Raw genomic sequence first — 17,636 nt, forward strand, 5'->3', positions numbered from 1 at the left:
AGCATTTGATGGTGCTCAGGTGAAGCAGGATCTTCCGGCAGATCGCGCCGAAGTGAAAGTGGGTATCCAGGCGAATCTGAATAGCCAGTGGAGTATCACTGGACAAGTGGCGGGTCAAAAAGGACGTAATGACTATGGCGATCTCAGCGGTAGTTTGCTCGTACGCTACAGCTGGTAATTGATGTAAATTATCATCCAGCTGTTGTTGAAATACCCCAGTCTATGGCTGGGGTAATCTTTGTTGATGTGCGCTCTTGTTTACTTAGCTCGCTCTTGTCTTAAAAAAGTTAAGCCTTAATTTGCTCTGTGACGTTTTCTGAAGACTCGCTTTCTTCCAGTAAACCTTCATCCTGTGCCAGCATCGCCGTTGCAATCCCGTTACCCAATACGTTTATCGCCGAGCGCCCCATATCAAGGAAATGGTCGATACCCATCAGTAACAAAATTCCTGCAACCGGAATATTAAAGCTTGGGATGGTTGCCGCCAGTACCACCAGCGCAGAACGCGGCACACCGGCAATCCCTTTGGACGCCAGCATCAGGGTCAACATCAGCACGGTAATTTCCGCGAAGGAGAGGTGAATATTATAGGCCTGTGCGATAAACATAGAGGCGAACGAGCAGTAGACCATGGAACCCACCAGGTTAAATGAATAACCGATAGGCAGTACAAATGACACAATATTGGGCGAGCAACCAAATTTGGTTAATTGCTCCAGCGTTTTCGGATAAGCGGCTTCGGAGCTACTGGTGGTGAAGGCGACCAGAACCGGGTCTTTCAGCATGCTGACCAGGCGGAACACCTCTTTTTTCAGCATCACATAACCCACGGCCAGCAGGACCAGACAGGTCAGCAAAATGGCCACATAATAACCACCAATGAACGACGCGTAGTTGAGCAGGATCCCCAGACCCTGGGTAGAGATAACGGAAGAGATGGCGGCAAAAATAGCCAGCGGCGCAACATACATCACGTAGCCGGTCACTTTCAGCATAATGTGGGAGACTACATCCAGCGCGGCAACCAGCGGGGCGTTAAATTTTTCGCCGAGCGAAGCACCACCGATTCCAAAGAACATAGAGAACACGACGATTTGCAGGATCTCATTATTCGCCATCGCTTCGGCGATGCTGGTAGGAATGGTATGCGTCAGAAAACCTTTCAGGCTCATACCACCGACGGCAAGGCCGGTATCAGTGGCTTCCAGCGGGATCGCCAGGTTCAGGCCGCTGCCGGGTTGTTCGAGAGAGACCACAAACAGACCGACCAGAATAGACAGAATAGAAGAGCTGATAAACCAGATCATCGCTTTGCCGCCCACGCGCCCGATAGTTGAGGTTTCGCCCAGGCGCATAATACCCACGGTCAGGGTACTGAATACTAAAGGCGCAATCACCATCTTAATCAGGCGCAAAAAGATGTCGGTGAGCAGCGTAATATTATCGGCCCAGGCGGTAACGACGCCGGGGGAGGCATAAGAGTGGATCACCGCACCCGACAGGATACCCGCCAGCATGAAGATCACGATAAAGAGCGTGAGTTTGTTTGCATTTGCCACTAAAAAGCCCTCAGTAAGGATTTAACATTTATTGTTCGGTTACTCATTTTTTGTACTTATTAAGTGGTAACGAAGTATTCATCATATAAATTGGATTAAAGCGTAAGCGGATACAACTTTTTTTAATTTTTTATCCATTTTGTTGTGGTATTTGGTGGGCGATTATGTGATCGGTATCACGCGAAAGAGGGGCAGGGGATACAAATAGCGGCAAAATCAGGCGAGTTGAAAATGTTATTTTCATGATAATTATGATGTTTTTATGTAAATACGGTGTGGTTTCTGTGCCCCCTGGTTTTCCCTCCGCCCACCGGCCTTGCTTTCCTGCTGGATTTCCTTTTTGCAAACGTAAAGTTATCTCAGTGCATGCCGATAATGTTGATAACTCGTTTTCAGGAAGGTGCCTTATGTTTAACCGTATCCGCGTTGTCACAATGCTGATGATGGTGCTGGGGGTTTTCGCACTGCTACAGCTTGTTTCCGGTGGTCTGTTGTTCTCTTCATTGCAGCAGAATCAGCAAAGTTTTGTTATTTCTAACGATCTTCGACAGCAGCAAAGCGAACTCACCTCAACATGGGATCTAATGCTGCAAACACGCATCAATTTGAGTCGTTCCTCTGCGCGCATGATGATGGATGCGTCCAACCAGCAAAGCAGCGCGAAAAATGATCTGCTGAAGAATGCGAAAGCGTCGTTGGCGCAAGCCGAAGCGCATTACGCTAATTTCAAAAAAATCACGCCGTTGCCTGATATGACGGATGCCAGCGGTAACGTCGATGAAAAATATCAGCAGTACCATGCGGCCCTGGTGGAGCTCGTCCAGTTCCTTGAAAACGGCAACATGGATGCATATTTCGCACAGCCAACTCAGGGTATGCAAAATGCCCTCGGCGCAGCGTTAGGTAAATATGCCGATGTTAGCGAGAAACTCTACCGCCAGGCCTTTGATCAAAGCGCAAGCGATTACCATTTTGCTCAATGGCAACTTGGCATTCTGGCTGTCGTGCTGGTACTGATTCTGGTGGTGGTGTGGTATGGCATTCGTCATGCCTTGCTAAACCCTTTGTCTCGCGTCATTGCGCATATCCGTGAAATTGCCAGCGGTAACTTAACCGCAACTCTGGCGGTCAGCGGTCGTAATGAAATTGGCGAGCTGGCCAGCACGGTCGATCATATGCAGCGTTCGCTAACCGAAACGGTAACCCTGGTGCGCGAAGGTTCGGATGCGATTTATTCCGGTACCAGTGAAATTGCCAGCGGTAACACCGATCTTTCATCCCGTACTGAACAACAGGCTTCCGCACTGGAAGAAACAGCAGCCAGCATGGAACAGCTGACGGCTACCGTGAAGCAAAATGCGGACAATGCGCGTCAGGCTTCTCAACTGGCGAAAAGCGCCTCCGATACCGCGCAACATGGCGGCAAAGTGGTCGATAGCGTGGTGAATACCATGCACGAAATCGCCGATAGTTCGAAGAAAATTGCCGACATTATTAGCGTTATTGATGGCATTGCATTCCAGACAAACATTCTTGCGCTGAATGCGGCGGTAGAAGCTGCGCGTGCCGGTGAACAAGGCCGTGGTTTTGCCGTCGTTGCCGGTGAAGTGCGTAACCTGGCGAGCCGCAGTGCGCAGGCAGCAAAAGAGATTAAAGCGCTAATTGAAGATTCTGTATCGCGGGTTGATACCGGTTCTGTATTGGTAGAAAGCGCCGGGGAAACCATGCATGACATCGTTAATGCGGTCACGCGTGTGACCGACATCATGGGGGAAATCGCCTCGGCATCCGATGAACAAAGTCGAGGGATAGATCAGGTTGCGCTCGCTGTGTCTGAAATGGACCGGGTTACGCAACAGAACGCCTCGCTGGTGCAGGAGTCGGCCGCTGCCGCTGCCGCACTCGAGGAGCAGGCCAGTCGCCTGACCCAGTCGGTATCGACATTCCGCCTCGCGTCACGTCCTTCATCACCAAAGACGCGAGATACACGACTCCCTGCAACAGCGACTCCGGCGTCACAACCGCGCCAGCTAGCCACCGAACAAGATACGCATTGGGAAACATTTTGACTGACAGCTAAACCGCGGCCTGCGCCGCCTGATGGGAGCGTTGATGTTTAATCGTATTCGAATTTCGACCACGCTGTTTTTGATTTTAATCCTCTGCGGTGTTTTGCAGATTGGCAGTAATGGCTTGTCCTTCTGGGCATTTCGGGATGGTTTTCAGAACCTGAACCAGGTCGAACAGAGTAATCAGCAACGCGCTGCGCTGGCGCAAACCCGCGCTGTGTTATTACAGGCCAGTACTGCACTTAATAAAGCAGGCACGCTGACAGCTCTGAGCTATCCGCCAGAGGATATCAAAGCGCTGATGACGATTGCACAGGACAGCCTGACCCAGTCCGAATCGATATTTAAACGCTTTATGGCGACGACGCAGACGGCAGAAGAGGGGAAGGCGCTGCAAAGCGCAACCGAGAAAAGTTTCAGTCAATGGCATAGCGACCTGGTTCACCAGGCAACCTGGCTGGAAAATAATCAGCTGTCAGATTTTTTGACTGCCCCGGTGCAGGCTTCACAGGATGCCTTTGATGCAAACTTTACGGCGTGGCAGAACAACATCAACCAGGTATTGCAAAAAGCAGAGGACCACAGCCAGCGTAGCTACCATATGTCTGGGGTGATTTTCGCCACCATGCTGGTACTGGCGGCGTTATTAACGACCGCAGCGCTGTACTGGTCGCGCAAAATGATTGTGCAGCCGCTGGCTATCATCGGTAGCCATTTCGACAGCATTGCGGCGGGTAATCTGGCGCGACCGATAGCGGTATATGGCCGTAATGAGATTTCAGCCATTTTTGTCAGCCTGCAAGCGATGCAACAGGCACTGCGTGAGACGGTCAGTGAGGTACGCCAGGGGAGCTCGGCAATGCATACCGGGATCTCGGAAATCGCGATGGGTAATAACGACCTGTCCTCACGAACTGAACAGCAGGCGGCATCGCTGGCGCAAACGGCAGCCAGTATGGAACAGCTTACCGCCACCGTGGGGCAAAACGCGGATAACGCACGACAAGCCTCAGGCATTGCCAAAAGTGCAGCCGATACAGCGCATAAAGGAGGGGAACAGACGGCTAAGGTTGCCAGCACTATGCATGAGATTTCTGCCAGCTCGCAGAAGATAGGTGACATCACCAGTGTGATTGACAGCATCGCTTTCCAGACCAACATCCTGGCGTTAAACGCTGCGGTAGAAGCGGCCCGTGCCGGTGAGCAGGGGCGGGGTTTCGCCGTGGTCGCCGGAGAGGTCCGCAATCTGGCAAGCCGTAGCGCGCAGGCAGCGAAAGAAATTAAAGGGCTGATCGAAGAGTCCGTCACCCGCGTTCACCAGGGATCGCAACTGGTGGATATGGCGGCGCGCACGATGACAGAGATTGTTAGCTCGGTTACCCGGGTTAACGACATCATGGGGGAGATTGCCTCGGCCTCCGATGAACAACGCAGAGGCATTGAGCAGGTGGCGCAAGCCGTCAGCCAGATGGATTCTGTCACACAGCAGAACGCCGGGCTGGTGGAAGAAGCGGCAGCCGCCACTGAGCAGTTAGCTACCCAGGCAGATAATCTTTCCGCCTGTGTCGCGTTTTTTAAAATTGAAGAACAAACCGTAACACAACAAGAATTGGCGCAGCCGCAGGTTGTGCCCGTTGTATCCTGAATGTGATTGAGAAGGCGCTATGACATCATCTCTGCCCTCCGGGCAAACGTCATTATTGTTACAGATGACACAGCGCCTCGCGCTGTCTGACGCGCATTTTCGTCGGATATGTCAATTAATCTACCAGCGCGCGGGGATCGTGCTGGCCGACCACAAGCGGGACATGGTCTATAACCGCCTGGTTCGCCGGTTGCGTACCCTGGAACTGGATGATTTTGGTCGCTATCTCAGCATGCTGGAAGCCAACCAGAACAGTGCTGAATGGCAGGCTTTTATTAACTCCCTGACCACCAACCTGACCGCTTTTTTTCGCGAAGGGCATCACTTTCCGGTGCTGTCTGACCATGCCCGTCGACACAGCGGTGAATATCGCGTCTGGAGCGCGGCGGCGTCTACCGGAGAAGAACCTTACAGTATTGCGATTACGCTGGCCGATACCCTGGGTATGGCGCCGGGTCGCTGGCGTGTTTTTGCCAGCGACATTGATACTGAGGTGTTGGAAAAGGCAAGAAGCGGTATTTACCGTCTTGACGAGCTAAAAACGTTGTCGCCACAACAGCTGCAACGTTATTTCATGCGCGGTACCGGGCCTCATGAAGGGCTGGTACGCGTACGGCAGGAACTGGCAAGCCATGTTGAATTTTCCAGCGTGAATTTACTGGACAAAAAATACAACGTGCCAGGCCCGTTCGACGCCATATTCTGTCGTAACGTCATGATCTATTTTGACAAAACGACTCAGCAGGATATTTTGCACCGTTTTGTTCCACTCCTTAAACCTGACGGACTGCTGTTTGCCGGTCATTCAGAAAACTTTAGCAACCTCGTGCGCGAGTTTAGCCTGCGCGGGCAGACGGTGTATGCGCTAGGTAAGGATAAAGCATGAGTAAAATCAGGGTATTGTCGGTTGATGATTCTGCATTGATGCGTCAAATCATGACCGAGATTATTAACAGCCACAGCGATATGGAGATGGTTGCCACAGCGCCTGATCCTTTGGTTGCGCGGGATCTCATCAAAAAATTTAATCCCGACGTTCTGACGCTGGATGTTGAAATGCCGCGCATGGACGGTCTCGATTTTCTTGAAAAGCTGATGCGTCTGCGTCCGATGCCCGTGGTGATGGTCTCTTCACTGACTGGCAAAGGTTCTGAGGTCACGCTGCGGGCCCTGGAACTGGGGGCGATTGACTTTGTCACCAAGCCTCAGTTGGGGATCCGCGAAGGAATGCTGGCCTATAGCGAGATGATTGCGGAGAAAATCCGCACGGCATCGCGTGCAAAACTGGCTGCCCACAAACCCACGGCAGCGCCAGCGACCTTGAAGGCGGGGCCGCTACTCAGTTCGGAAAAACTGCTGGTCATCGGCGCATCAACCGGAGGAACAGAGGCAATTCGTCATGTACTCCAGCCATTGCCGCTTTCAAGTCCCGGTATTCTTATTACCCAGCATATGCCGCCAGGATTTACCCGTTCGTTCGCTGAACGTCTGAACAAACTGTGTCAGATAACCGTGAAAGAGGCAGAAGACGGAGAGCGTGTGCTTCCAGGGCATGCGTATATCGCTCCTGGCGACAAACATATGGAACTGGCGCGTAGCGGGGCGAACTACCAGATCAAAATTCATGATGGCCCGCCGGTTAACCGGCATCGGCCTTCAGTGGATGTGCTGTTCCATTCGGTGGCGAAACATGCGGGGCGCAATGCCGTCGGGGTGATCCTGACCGGTATGGGCAACGATGGGGCCGCCGGAATGTTAGCGATGAACCAGGCTGGCGCCTGGACCATTGCGCAAAACGAAGCAAGTTGTGTGGTGTTCGGCATGCCGCGCGAGGCCATCAATATGGGTGGCGTAAGCGAAGTGGTCGATCTTAGCCAGGTAAGCCAGCAAATGCTGGCGAAAATCAGTGCCGGACAGGCAATACGTATTTGAATCAGGAGTTTATTTTTATGGCGGATAAAGAGCTTAGGTTTTTGGTTGTGGATGACTTTTCCACCATGCGTCGCATTGTGCGTAACCTGCTGAAGGAACTGGGATTTAACAACGTTGAAGAAGCTGAAGATGGCGTGGACGCGTTGAACAAACTGCAGGCAGGGGGATTCGGATTTGTGATTTCCGACTGGAACATGCCTAACATGGACGGTCTCGAACTGCTGAAAACCATTCGTGCAGACGGCAGTATGTCTGCCCTGCCGGTGCTGATGGTGACGGCAGAAGCGAAGAAAGAAAACATTATCGCGGCAGCACAGGCGGGTGCCAGTGGTTATGTTGTAAAACCGTTCACCGCGGCGACGCTGGAAGAAAAACTCAATAAGATCTTTGAGAAACTGGGCATGTGAGGATGTGATGATGATGCAACCACAAATTAAACCTGTTGACGAACACTCGGCAGGGGACATCATTGCGCGCATCGGTAGTTTGACCCGAATGCTGCGCGACAGCCTGCGTGAACTGGGGCTGGATCAGGCCATTGCCGAAGCGGCGGAAGCCATTCCCGACGCGCGCGATCGCCTGGACTACGTTGTACAAATGACTGCGCAGGCGGCAGAGCGTGCGCTGAACAGCGTAGAAGCTTCACAGCCGCACCAGGATGCCATGGAAAAAGGGGCAAAAGACCTGACCAAACGCTGGGACGAATGGTTCGAAAATCCGATTGAACTGTCCGATGCCCGTGAACTGGTCACTGATACCCGCCAGTTCCTTGGTGATGTTCCCGGTCATACCAGCTTTACCAACGCCCAATTACTGGACATCATGATGGCGCAGGATTTCCAGGATCTCACCGGTCAGGTTATCAAGCGCATGATGGATGTTATCCAGGAGATTGAGCGTCAACTGCTGATGGTGCTGCTGGAAAACATTCCGGAGCAGGGCGCCCGACCAAAACGCGAGAACGAAAGTTTGCTGAATGGTCCGCAGGTTGACACCTCTAAAGCTGGCGTAGTGGCAAGCCAGGATCAGGTCGACGACCTGCTGGATAGCCTCGGTTTCTGATGTGTATGTGCCGGATGCGGAAGGAAACTTCTCATCCGGCTTACATGTTATTCATCGGCAATTGGTGTTAAAGCCATAAATCCCGTCTTTTTTACCGCTTACTCTCCCCATTGTTGCATGGCTGTTCTGGCATCATTCACGCCTATATCTCTATCCAGGTTCTGATGCGTGGCAGAAGAAAGCGACGACGACAAAACAGAAGCCCCCACACCCCACCGACTTGAAAAAGCACGGGAAGAAGGGCAGATACCCCGATCCAAGGAGCTAACCTCACTGCTTATTTTGCTGGTGGGCGTGTGCATTATCTGGATTGGTGGGGAGTCGCTCGCCCGTAGGTTAGCAGGCATGCTGTCAACCGGATTACGCTTTGACCACAGTATGGTCAATGACCCTAACCTGATCCTGAGTCAAATCATCCTGTTGATTAAAGACGCCATGATTGCGTTGTTGCCGCTGATTACCGGGGTTGTGCTGGTGGCATTGATCTCCCCGGTGATGCTTGGTGGCTTGATCTTCAGCGGTAAATCGCTGCAACCAAAATTCTCAAAGCTGAATCCGTTACCGGGTATTAAGCGTATGTTCTCGGCGCAAACCGGGGCGGAGCTGCTCAAAGCCATATTGAAATCCACGTTGGTGGGTAGCGTGGCGGGCTTCTATCTCTGGCATAACTGGCCGGAGATGATGCGCCTGATGGCCGAATCCCCGATTACGGCGATGGGTAATGCGCTGGATTTAGTCGGTATGTGCGCATTGCTGGTGGTGCTTGGCGTCATTCCGATGGTGGGGTTTGACGTCTTTTTCCAGATTTATAGCCACGTGAAAAAACTGCGGATGTCGCGTCAGGATATCCGTGACGAATTTAAACAAAGCGAAGGTGACCCGCACGTTAAGGGCAAAATTCGCCAGATGCAGCGTGCGGCCGCACAGCGGCGCATGATGGCAGATGTGCCGAAGGCGGATGTTATTGTGACCAACCCTACGCACTATTCGGTTGCCTTGCAGTACGACGAAAACAAAATGAGCGCGCCAAAAGTTGTGGCTAAAGGGGCCGGGCTGGTGGCATTGCGTATTCGAGAAATCGGCGCGGAGCACCGTGTCCCAACGTTAGAAGCTCCGCCGCTGGCGCGTGCGTTATATCGCCATTCTGAGATTGGTCAGCAAATACCTGGCCAATTGTATGCCGCCGTTGCCGAAGTGTTGGCATGGGTATGGCAGTTAAAACGCTGGCGTCTTGCTGGCGGCACGCCGCCACCACAACCTGGAAACCTTCCGGTGCCTGAAGCACTGGATTTTATGAACGAGAAGAATACTGATGGCTAATCTGGTCGCGATGCTGCGTCTGCCCGGCAACCTGAAATCCACGCAATGGCAAATTCTTGCCGGGCCGATCCTCATTCTGCTGATCCTGTCGATGATGGTGCTGCCGCTTCCGGCCTTCATCCTCGATTTACTGTTCACCTTTAACATTGCGCTGTCGATCATGGTGCTGTTGGTGGCGATGTTCACCCAGCGCACGCTTGAATTCGCCGCATTCCCAACAATTCTGCTGTTCACCACCTTGTTGCGCCTGGCACTGAACGTCGCGTCAACGCGTATCATATTGATGGAAGGACATACCGGCGCCGCGGCGGCAGGTAAAGTGGTGGAAGCCTTTGGTCACTTCCTGGTTGGCGGTAACTTTGCCATCGGTATCGTGGTCTTCGTCATTCTCGTCATCATCAACTTTATGGTTATCACTAAAGGTGCGGGACGTATCGCGGAAGTGGGGGCGCGCTTCGTGCTGGACGGGATGCCGGGTAAACAGATGGCGATTGACGCCGATCTGAATGCGGGATTGATTGGTGAAGATGAAGCCAAAAAACGCCGTTCTGAAGTGACACAGGAAGCCGATTTTTACGGCTCCATGGACGGTGCGAGTAAATTTGTTCGTGGGGATGCCATCGCCGGTATTCTGATCATGGTCATCAACGTGGTGGGCGGTTTGCTGGTTGGGGTATTGCAGCACGGTATGAGCATGGGCAGCGCGGCAGAAAGCTATACCCTGCTGACCATCGGTGACGGGCTGGTAGCACAGATCCCTGCGCTGGTAATCTCAACGGCGGCGGGGGTTATCGTAACCCGCGTGAGTACCGATCAGGACGTGGGTGAACAGATGGTCACCCAGTTGTTCAGCAACCCAAGCGTCATGCTGCTTAGTGCGGCGGTCCTCGGTTTACTGGGGCTGGTACCGGGAATGCCAAACCTGGTGTTTCTGATGTTTACTGCGGCATTGCTGGGGCTGGCCTGGTGGATGCGCGGACGCGAGCAAAAAGCACCAGAAGAAGCTCAGCCGGTGAAAATGCCGGAAAACAACTCGGTGGTGGAAGCTACGTGGAGTGATGTACAGCTGGAAGACACGCTGGGAATGGAGGTTGGGTATCGCCTGATTCCGATGGTGGATTTCCAACAGGACGGCGAATTGCTGGGGCGTATTCGCAGCATTCGTAAGAAATTTGCCCAGGATATGGGGTTCCTGCCGCCAGTGGTACACATTCGCGACAATATGGATTTGCAACCTGCCCGCTATCGTATTCTGATGAAAGGCGTCGAGATTGGGAGTGGTGATGCTTACCCAGGCCGCTGGCTGGCTATCAACCCGGGTACCGCGGCCGGATCGCTGCCAGGGGAGAAAACGGTTGATCCTGCTTTTGGTCTGGATGCTATCTGGATTGAAAGCGCGCTAAAAGAGCAGGCGCAAATTCAGGGCTTCACCGTTGTTGAAGCCAGTACAGTGGTTGCCACACATCTGAACCATCTGATTGGCCAGTTTGCCGCAGAGCTGTTTGGTCGCCAGGAGGCGCAACAGCTGTTGGATCGTGTTTCACAAGAGATGCCAAAACTGACAGAAGATCTGGTGCCGGGTGTGGTCACACTGACCACACTGCACAAAGTGCTGCAGAACCTGCTGGATGAAAAAGTCCCTATTCGTGATATGCGCACCATTCTTGAAACGTTGGCGGAACATGCCCCGTTACAGAATGATCCGCATGAACTTACTGCAGTGGTGCGTGTGGCGCTTGGACGGGCGATTACTCAGCAGTGGTTCCCGGGTAACGAGGAAGTTCAGGTTATCGGACTCGACACGCCGCTTGAGCGCCTGTTGTTACAGGCGTTACAGGGCGGTGGGGGCCTTGAGCCTGGTCTGGCAGACCGGTTGCTGGCGCAGACGCAGGAAGCACTGTCGCGTCAGGAAATGTTGGGTGCGCCGCCCGTATTGCTGGTGAATCATGCGCTGCGACCTCTCCTGGCGCGTTTTTTACGCCGCAGTATTCCGCAGTTGGTGGTGTTGTCGAATATGGAGCTTTCCGATAACCGCCATATCCGTATGACCGCGACCATTGGAGGTAAATAATGCGTAAATTTCTTTGGCTGTTGCTTTTTCCACTGGCGGTACAGGCCGCCGGGGAAGGGACATGGCAGGCAAGCGGTATGGGGATTACCTTAAATTATCGTGGGGAGTCGGCTTCATCTTCGCCTTTGGTTCCCAGCCAGCCGGTTTCCGGCCTGATGACGCTGGTCGCCTGGCGCTATGAATTAAATGGGCCTACGCCTGCGGGGTTACGTGTGCGCTTATGCTCTCAGTCCCGTTGTGTCGAACTGGATGGACAAAGCGGTACCACCAATGGCTTTAATAGTGTCCCTGCGATTGAACCCATGCACTTCGTCTGGGAAGTGCCTGGTGGAGGTCGCTTGATCCCTGCCTTGCAGGTTCAGAGTAATCAGGTGATTGTGAACTACCGTTAATTCCCTTCTTTACGTCGGCCAGCAGGCGAAACTGCTGGCCACCTCGCCGTTCTGATCGACCATTCCCGATTAAAAAGAAACGCTGTTTTATAAAATAAGTGACCTGTGTTTTCGGACTCTTTGTGCTATTGCCATTTCACAAAAACCCCTGGCAGAAACAAAAAGGTTTCCCCTGCGGTAAGCTTTTACTGTGACCCGGTAATGATGCCCCATGTTTACGCATCACTTTAGGGTAACAACACAGGGTTATCCGAATCGTAATAAACCTGCCGCGCCGAACTGGAACAGGGCGCAGCATTGAATTCGACACTGACAGAGGTTAAGGAAATGATTGTTTACCCGGTTAAACACAGTCCATTGTTGCGTCAACCAGAACATTTTATTGCCAGGGATGAATTAAAAACGCTCATTAAAAAGGTGACGCATAACCTGGTCAATATTCATGATGAAACGGGCGAGTTCTTGCTGCGACTGGATGACGGACGTGTTATTGATACCAAAGGCTGGGCCGGATGGGAGTGGACTCACGGCGTCGGCCTGTATGGGATGTATCAGTATTATCAGCAAACCGGTGATGAGACGATGCGCGACATTATTGATAGCTGGTTTGCCGAACGCTTTGCCGAGGGGGCGACAACCAAAAACGTCAACACGATGGCTCCGTTTTTAACGCTGGCATATCGCTATGAAGAAACGCGTAATCCGGCGTATCTGCCCTGGCTTGACGCCTGGGCAGAGTGGGCCATGCATCAGATGCCCCGTACCGAGTTTGGCGGTATGCAACACATCACGCTGGCAGAAGAAAATCATCAACAGATGTGGGATGACACGCTGATGATGACGGTGCTGCCTCTGGCGAAAATTGGCACGTTGCTCAATCGTCCTGAGTATATCGAAGAGGCCACATATCAGTTTCTGCTGCATGCACAAAATCTGATGGATAAGGAAACGGGGCTGTGGTTCCACGGCTGGAGCTATGTGGGGCGGCATAACTTCGCGAACGCCCGCTGGGCGCGAGGTAATAGTTGGCTTACGATGGTTATCCCGGACTTCCTTGAACTTATCGATTTGCCGGCAAACAGCGCCGTGCATCGTTATCTGGTGCAGGTTCTCAATGCGCAAATTGCAGCCCTGGCGGAATGTCAGGATGAGAGCGGATTGTGGCACACCTTACTGGACGATCCTCAGTCATATCTGGAAGCCTCCGCAACGGCTGGATTCGCTTACGGTATTCTCAAAGCGGTGCGTAAACGCTATGTCGGTCAGGAATATGCGGTGGTGGCGGAGAAAGCTATCAGAGGTATTGTGCAACACATTTCCCCGGAAGGGGAGTTGCTACAAACCTCGTTTGGCACCGGCATGGGGCACAATCTCGATTTCTACCACAACATCCCACTCACCTCTATGCCTTACGGGCAGGCCATGGCAATGCTGTGCCTCACCGAATACTTGCGTAAGTACTATTAATCGTGTCGTCCGCTGATGCTGTGCTGGCCGGGCCAGGGTTTTCTGCTGCATCGGGTTGCCCGCTGTTGTCCTGCGGCGCAAACAGATGATCCATGATTTGGCGCATGACCGGCGCGGCGGTAACCCCGTCGCTGCCGCCGTTTTCCAGAATTAATGCGATGGCGACTTTTGGGTTTTTATACGGCGCAAATGCGGTATAGAACACGTGGTCGCGTAGTCGTATGGGGATCATCTTCGCATTGTAAGTCTGGTTTTCTTTCAGGCTAAAGACCTGCGATGTTCCGCTTTTGGCCGCGATGCCATAAGGTGCCGTATGGAAAAATTTATACCCGGTACCGTTGGGTGCATTCGCCATGCCGAACATGGCCTGGCGTACCAGACTCCAGTACGGTGATGAGGCTGAGGCTATTTGCGCGGGTGCCTCCGGTGCCTGATAGGGGGTGATTGATTTGCCGCTTTCTTCATCCTGTAGCAGATGAGGGGCAATAACTTTCCCGTTGTTAATCAGTGCGACCATCGCTTTTACCATCTGAATTGGCGTGGCAATCCAGTAGCCCTGGCCGATGCCGACCGAAATGGTGTCTCCCTGGTACCAGGCTTTTTTATGCACCCGTTGTTTCCAGTCGCGGCTTGGCAGCAGACCGTTGTACTCTTCATCAAGATCGATACCGGTAGGTTTGCCGTAGCCAAACTGGCTAAGCATGCTGTTAATACGGTCGATCCCCATCATGTACGCCACCTGATAGAAGAACGTATCCGCTGATTCTTCAATCGCTTTGGTCACATCCAGCATGCCGTGTCCTGTTTTTTTCCAGTCGCGGTAATGCCGTTCGGTGCCGGGGAGTGTCCATGTCGGGGCACCAAAGAAGCTGGTTTGTGGGGTGATCACCCCGTTTAATAAGGCTGACATCGCCATGTACGGTTTTACCGTTGAGGCCGGAGGATATAACCCTTGGGTGACGCGGTTAATTAATGGCAGGTCTTTATCCTGCAACAGCGTGTTGTAATCCTGGTAGCTGATGCCTTTTACAAACGGGTTTGGATCGTAGCTGGGGTTTGAGACCATTGCCAGCACGGAACCATCATGGGGATCTTCCACCAGCACCGCGGCGCGTTGTCCCACCAGCAGGCTTTCAATGTATTCCTGTAAGTGTAAATCCAGCGTCAGATGGATATCTTTGCCGGCGACAGGGGGGACGTCTTTAATCAAACGTACAATACGCCCGTGATTATCAACTTCCACTTCCTGATAACCCGTTTTGCCGTGCAGGTCATTCTCGTAGTAGTGCTCAATGCCCTGTTTACCGATGTTGTGATCGGCGGCGTAGTTCTCTGCCAGCCCTTTTTTATCCAGTGCTTTCAGATCGCTATCGTTGATTTTTGATACGTAGCCAAGTACATGTGCCAGCTCCGCCCCATAAGGATACTGGCGATCTTCGTAGCTATTGATGGTCACGCCGCTGAAATGGAACTGATTCACAGAGAAACGGGCAATTTCTACATCGGTCAGCGCATTTTTAAGTACTACCGGGCGATAGCGACTGCTGGCCTTCAGTTCATGGCGAAACTGGTCAATATCATCTGGCGTGAGGTCAACAATCGGCGTGAGTTGCTTCAGCAGGGCGTCCATATCGCTGATTTTATACGGCGTAACAGAAATGTCGTACCAGGTGACATTTCGTACCAGCGGAATGCCGTTGCGATCGTAAATGATACCGCGCGTTGGGGCGACGGGCAGCATTTTGATGTCGTTTGCATCCGATCGGGTGGTGTAATACTGGTGTTGACGGATTTGTAAGTTGTAGAGGTTATAAATCAGGATGCCAAAACAGATGACGACCAGGCCAAAGGCCACCATTACACGCCGCTGGAATAGTTTTTCTTCCGCCTCAAAATCTCTGAATGTCATTGACCCGTACCCGATTAATTCGCCGCCTCATGATACGGAGGCGTAAACGGGATGACAGGCAAAAAATGTACCATCCCTCAACGGAAATGTGTCATTCCTTGTGAGTTGTTACAAATTGATGCTATCAGTAGGCCGGATAAGGCGCTTACGCCGCCATCCGGCAAGGTGCGTCTGACCGCTTGATGGAGCTTCACTTATCAGGCCTGTGAGGGCAGGTAAGGTCATAATAAAAAAGCCCGCGACATAGCGCGGGCTTTCACATCACTCGAGGCGGTTACTTACATGCGTTCTACGGTTTCGATACCCAGCGTATCCAGACCCAGTTTCAGCGTTTTCGCCGTCAGTTGCGCCAGCTTCAGACGGCTGTTACGAATCTCTTCGTTTTCAGCGCTGAGGATCGGACAGTGTTCGTAGAAGCCAGAGAACAGGCCGGCAACGTCGTACAAATAAGCGCACATCACGTGCGGCGTACCTTCACGTGCTACAACGGTCAGCGTTTCTTCGAACTGCAGCAGGCGGGCGGCCAGCTGAGCTTCGCGATCTTCGCGGATAATAACCTGCGCGCTGGCCAGCGCGTTTTCGTCGATATCCGCTTTACGGAACACGGACAGTACGCGGGTGTAAGCATACTGCATATACGGTGCCGTATTGCCTTCAAACGCCAGCATGTTGTCCCAGTCGAAGATATAGTCGGTGGTACGGTTTTTCGACAGATCCGCATATTTCACCGCACCGATACCAACGGCATTCGCCAGTTTTTCCAGCTCATCAGCAGGCATGTCCGGGTTCTTCTCCGCCACCAGACGACGCGCACGTTCCAGTGCTTCATCCAGCAGGTCGGCCAGTTTTACGGTACCGCCAGCGCGAGTTTTGAACGGCTTACCGTCTTTACCCAGCATCATGCCGAACATATGGTGTTCCAGCGGTACGGAGTCCGGCACATAACCGGCTTTACGCACGATGGTCCACGCCTGCATTAAATGCTGATGCTGACGGGAGTCGATGTAATAGAGGACGCGGTCGGCGTGCAGCGTTTCGTAACGATACTTCGCACAGGCGATATCGGTCGTGGTGTAGAGATAGCCGCCATCTTTCTTCTGAATGATGACGCCCATTGGTTCACCTTCCTTGTTTTTATACTCATCAAGGAATACAACGGTAGCGCCTTCGCTCTCAACAGCCAGACCTTTGGCTTTCAGATCAGCAACAATGCCCGGTAGCATCGGGTTGTACAGGCTTTCGCCCATCACGTCGTCACGGGTCAGCGTCACGTTCAGACGGTCATAGGTTAACTGGTTCTGCGACATCGTGATGTCGACGAGCTTGCGCCACATCTCGCGGAAATATTCGTCGCCGCCTTGCAGTTTCACCACATAGCTACGGGCGCGCTCGGCGAAGGCTTCATCTTCGTCGTAGTGTTTTTTCGCATCGCGGTAGAAACCTTCCAGGTCTGCCAGCGCCATTTCTCCGGCATTTTCCTGCTGCTGTTTTTCCAGCCATGCGATCAGCATACCGAACTGGGTGCCCCAGTCGCCGACGTGGTTGGCGCGGATCACCTTATGGCCGAGAAACTCCAGCGTACGTACCGCGGCGTCACCGATGATGGTGGAACGCAGGTGACCCACGTGCATCTCTTTCGCCACGTTAGGTGCGGAGTAGTCAACAACAACCGTTTGTTTAGCCGGTTGAGTAACGCCCAGGCGGTCGGAGGTCAGCGCCTGCTGAACGTGCTGCGCGAGGAATGCCGGATCGAGAAAAATGTTGATAAAGCCTGGGCCTGCAATTTCAACTTTGCTGGCAATCCCGCTGAGATCCAGATGAGTCAGCACCTGCTCTGCCAGTTGTCGCGGCGCCATACCCAGTTTTTTAGCAACTGCCATCATGCCGTTGGCCTGATAGTCGCCGAACTGTACTTTTGCTGACTGACGAACCTGCGGTTCGCAATCTGCAGGTGCGCCTGCAGCAATCATGGCCTGACTAACTTTTTCTGAGAGAAGAGCCTGAATATTCACCGGAATACCTTACATTTATGAAGCGGGACAAAATTCACCGCGCCAGTTTAAGAATTTAGGGCGGGAGTATACTGCAAATGCCCGTTGCCGTCAGCATTGCGAGTACGGCGCACAGCCTAAAATACAGACACTGTCATTACGTATATTTATTCATACTCCGTTCGAAAAAATCAGCAGTTGGATGGGGCTGCGCAACAG

Annotated in this window: 14 protein-coding genes; 11 read left to right on the plus strand and 3 right to left on the minus strand. The window is 52.7% G+C overall.

All coding sequences use genetic code 11. The features are described from left to right. On the plus strand, positions 1-178 hold a 178-nt coding region (locus tag FDX19_RS03065), incomplete at its 5' end, for an autotransporter outer membrane beta-barrel domain-containing protein (RefSeq protein WP_137381863.1). A gap of 109 nt (positions 179-287) precedes the next feature. Here FDX19_RS03065 and FDX19_RS03070 read toward each other — a convergent pair. Next, positions 288-1,559 carry a dicarboxylate/amino acid:cation symporter gene (locus FDX19_RS03070; protein WP_137381552.1) on the minus strand — a complete coding sequence of 424 codons (1,272 nt, stop codon included), beginning with the start codon at positions 1,557-1,559 and terminating at the stop codon, positions 288-290. Positions 1,560-1,966: 407 nt separating this feature from the next. Here FDX19_RS03070 and tar point away from each other — a divergent pair, with 407 nt between their 5' ends. From tar to FDX19_RS03120, 10 genes are all read left to right on the plus strand, one after another. Then, on the plus strand, positions 1,967-3,628 hold the full coding sequence (tar, locus tag FDX19_RS03075) for a methyl-accepting chemotaxis protein II (RefSeq protein WP_137381553.1): 1,662 nt from the start codon (positions 1,967-1,969) through the stop codon (positions 3,626-3,628). Between the two features lie 43 nt (positions 3,629-3,671). Continuing rightward, positions 3,672-5,273 (plus strand): methyl-accepting chemotaxis protein IV, encoded by a 1,602-nt coding sequence (gene tap, locus FDX19_RS03080; protein ID WP_137381554.1) that lies wholly within the window; start codon positions 3,672-3,674, stop codon positions 5,271-5,273. Positions 5,274-5,292: 19 nt separating this feature from the next. Next, positions 5,293-6,159, plus strand: a complete 867-nt coding sequence (gene cheR / locus FDX19_RS03085; RefSeq protein WP_137381555.1) for a protein-glutamate O-methyltransferase CheR — start codon at positions 5,293-5,295, stop codon at positions 6,157-6,159. Then, positions 6,156-7,205, plus strand: coding sequence for a chemotaxis response regulator protein-glutamate methylesterase (locus FDX19_RS03090; RefSeq protein ID WP_005127683.1), 1,050 nt, complete (start codon positions 6,156-6,158; stop codon positions 7,203-7,205). Before cheR ends, FDX19_RS03090 begins: the two co-directional genes overlap by 4 nt. 17 nt (positions 7,206-7,222) lie before the next feature. Beyond that, entirely contained in the window at positions 7,223-7,612 is a 390-nt protein-coding gene (cheY, locus tag FDX19_RS03095) for a chemotaxis response regulator CheY (RefSeq protein ID WP_005127682.1), read from the plus strand. Between the two features lie 10 nt (positions 7,613-7,622). Continuing rightward, complete coding sequence (gene cheZ / locus FDX19_RS03100; RefSeq protein ID WP_040232409.1) at positions 7,623-8,267, plus strand: protein phosphatase CheZ; 645 nt, start codon at positions 7,623-7,625, stop codon at positions 8,265-8,267. A 168-nt stretch (positions 8,268-8,435) separates the two neighbouring features. Continuing rightward, positions 8,436-9,587, plus strand: a complete 1,152-nt coding sequence (gene flhB / locus FDX19_RS03105) for a flagellar biosynthesis protein FlhB (RefSeq protein WP_137381556.1) — start codon at positions 8,436-8,438, stop codon at positions 9,585-9,587. Continuing rightward, positions 9,580-11,658 (plus strand): flagellar biosynthesis protein FlhA, encoded by a 2,079-nt coding sequence (gene flhA / locus FDX19_RS03110; protein ID WP_048211356.1) that lies wholly within the window; start codon positions 9,580-9,582, stop codon positions 11,656-11,658. Before flhB ends, flhA begins: the two co-directional genes overlap by 8 nt. Continuing rightward, a complete protein-coding gene (flhe, locus tag FDX19_RS03115; RefSeq protein ID WP_137381557.1) occupies positions 11,658-12,050 on the plus strand; it encodes a flagellar protein FlhE in 393 nt (130 codons plus the stop codon). The genes flhA and flhe overlap by 1 nt, the downstream gene beginning before the upstream one ends. 327 nt (positions 12,051-12,377) lie before the next feature. Further along, positions 12,378-13,517, plus strand: coding sequence for a glycoside hydrolase family 105 protein (locus tag FDX19_RS03120; protein WP_137381558.1), 1,140 nt, complete (start codon positions 12,378-12,380; stop codon positions 13,515-13,517). On the opposite strand, the gene mrdA is transcribed toward FDX19_RS03120, so the two are convergent. After that, positions 13,489-15,426 (minus strand): penicillin-binding protein 2, encoded by a 1,938-nt coding sequence (mrdA, locus tag FDX19_RS03125; protein WP_137381559.1) that lies wholly within the window; start codon positions 15,424-15,426, stop codon positions 13,489-13,491. The genes FDX19_RS03120 and mrdA overlap by 29 nt on opposite strands. A 278-nt stretch (positions 15,427-15,704) precedes the next feature. Then, positions 15,705-17,438 carry an arginine--tRNA ligase gene (argS, locus tag FDX19_RS03130; protein WP_137381560.1) on the minus strand — a complete coding sequence of 578 codons (1,734 nt, stop codon included), beginning with the start codon at positions 17,436-17,438 and terminating at the stop codon, positions 15,705-15,707. Positions 17,439-17,636: the final 198 nt, after the last annotated feature.

The sequence above is a fragment of the Citrobacter sp. wls619 genome, assembly GCF_005281345.1.
In the GTDB taxonomy this organism is placed as follows: domain Bacteria; phylum Pseudomonadota; class Gammaproteobacteria; order Enterobacterales; family Enterobacteriaceae; genus Citrobacter.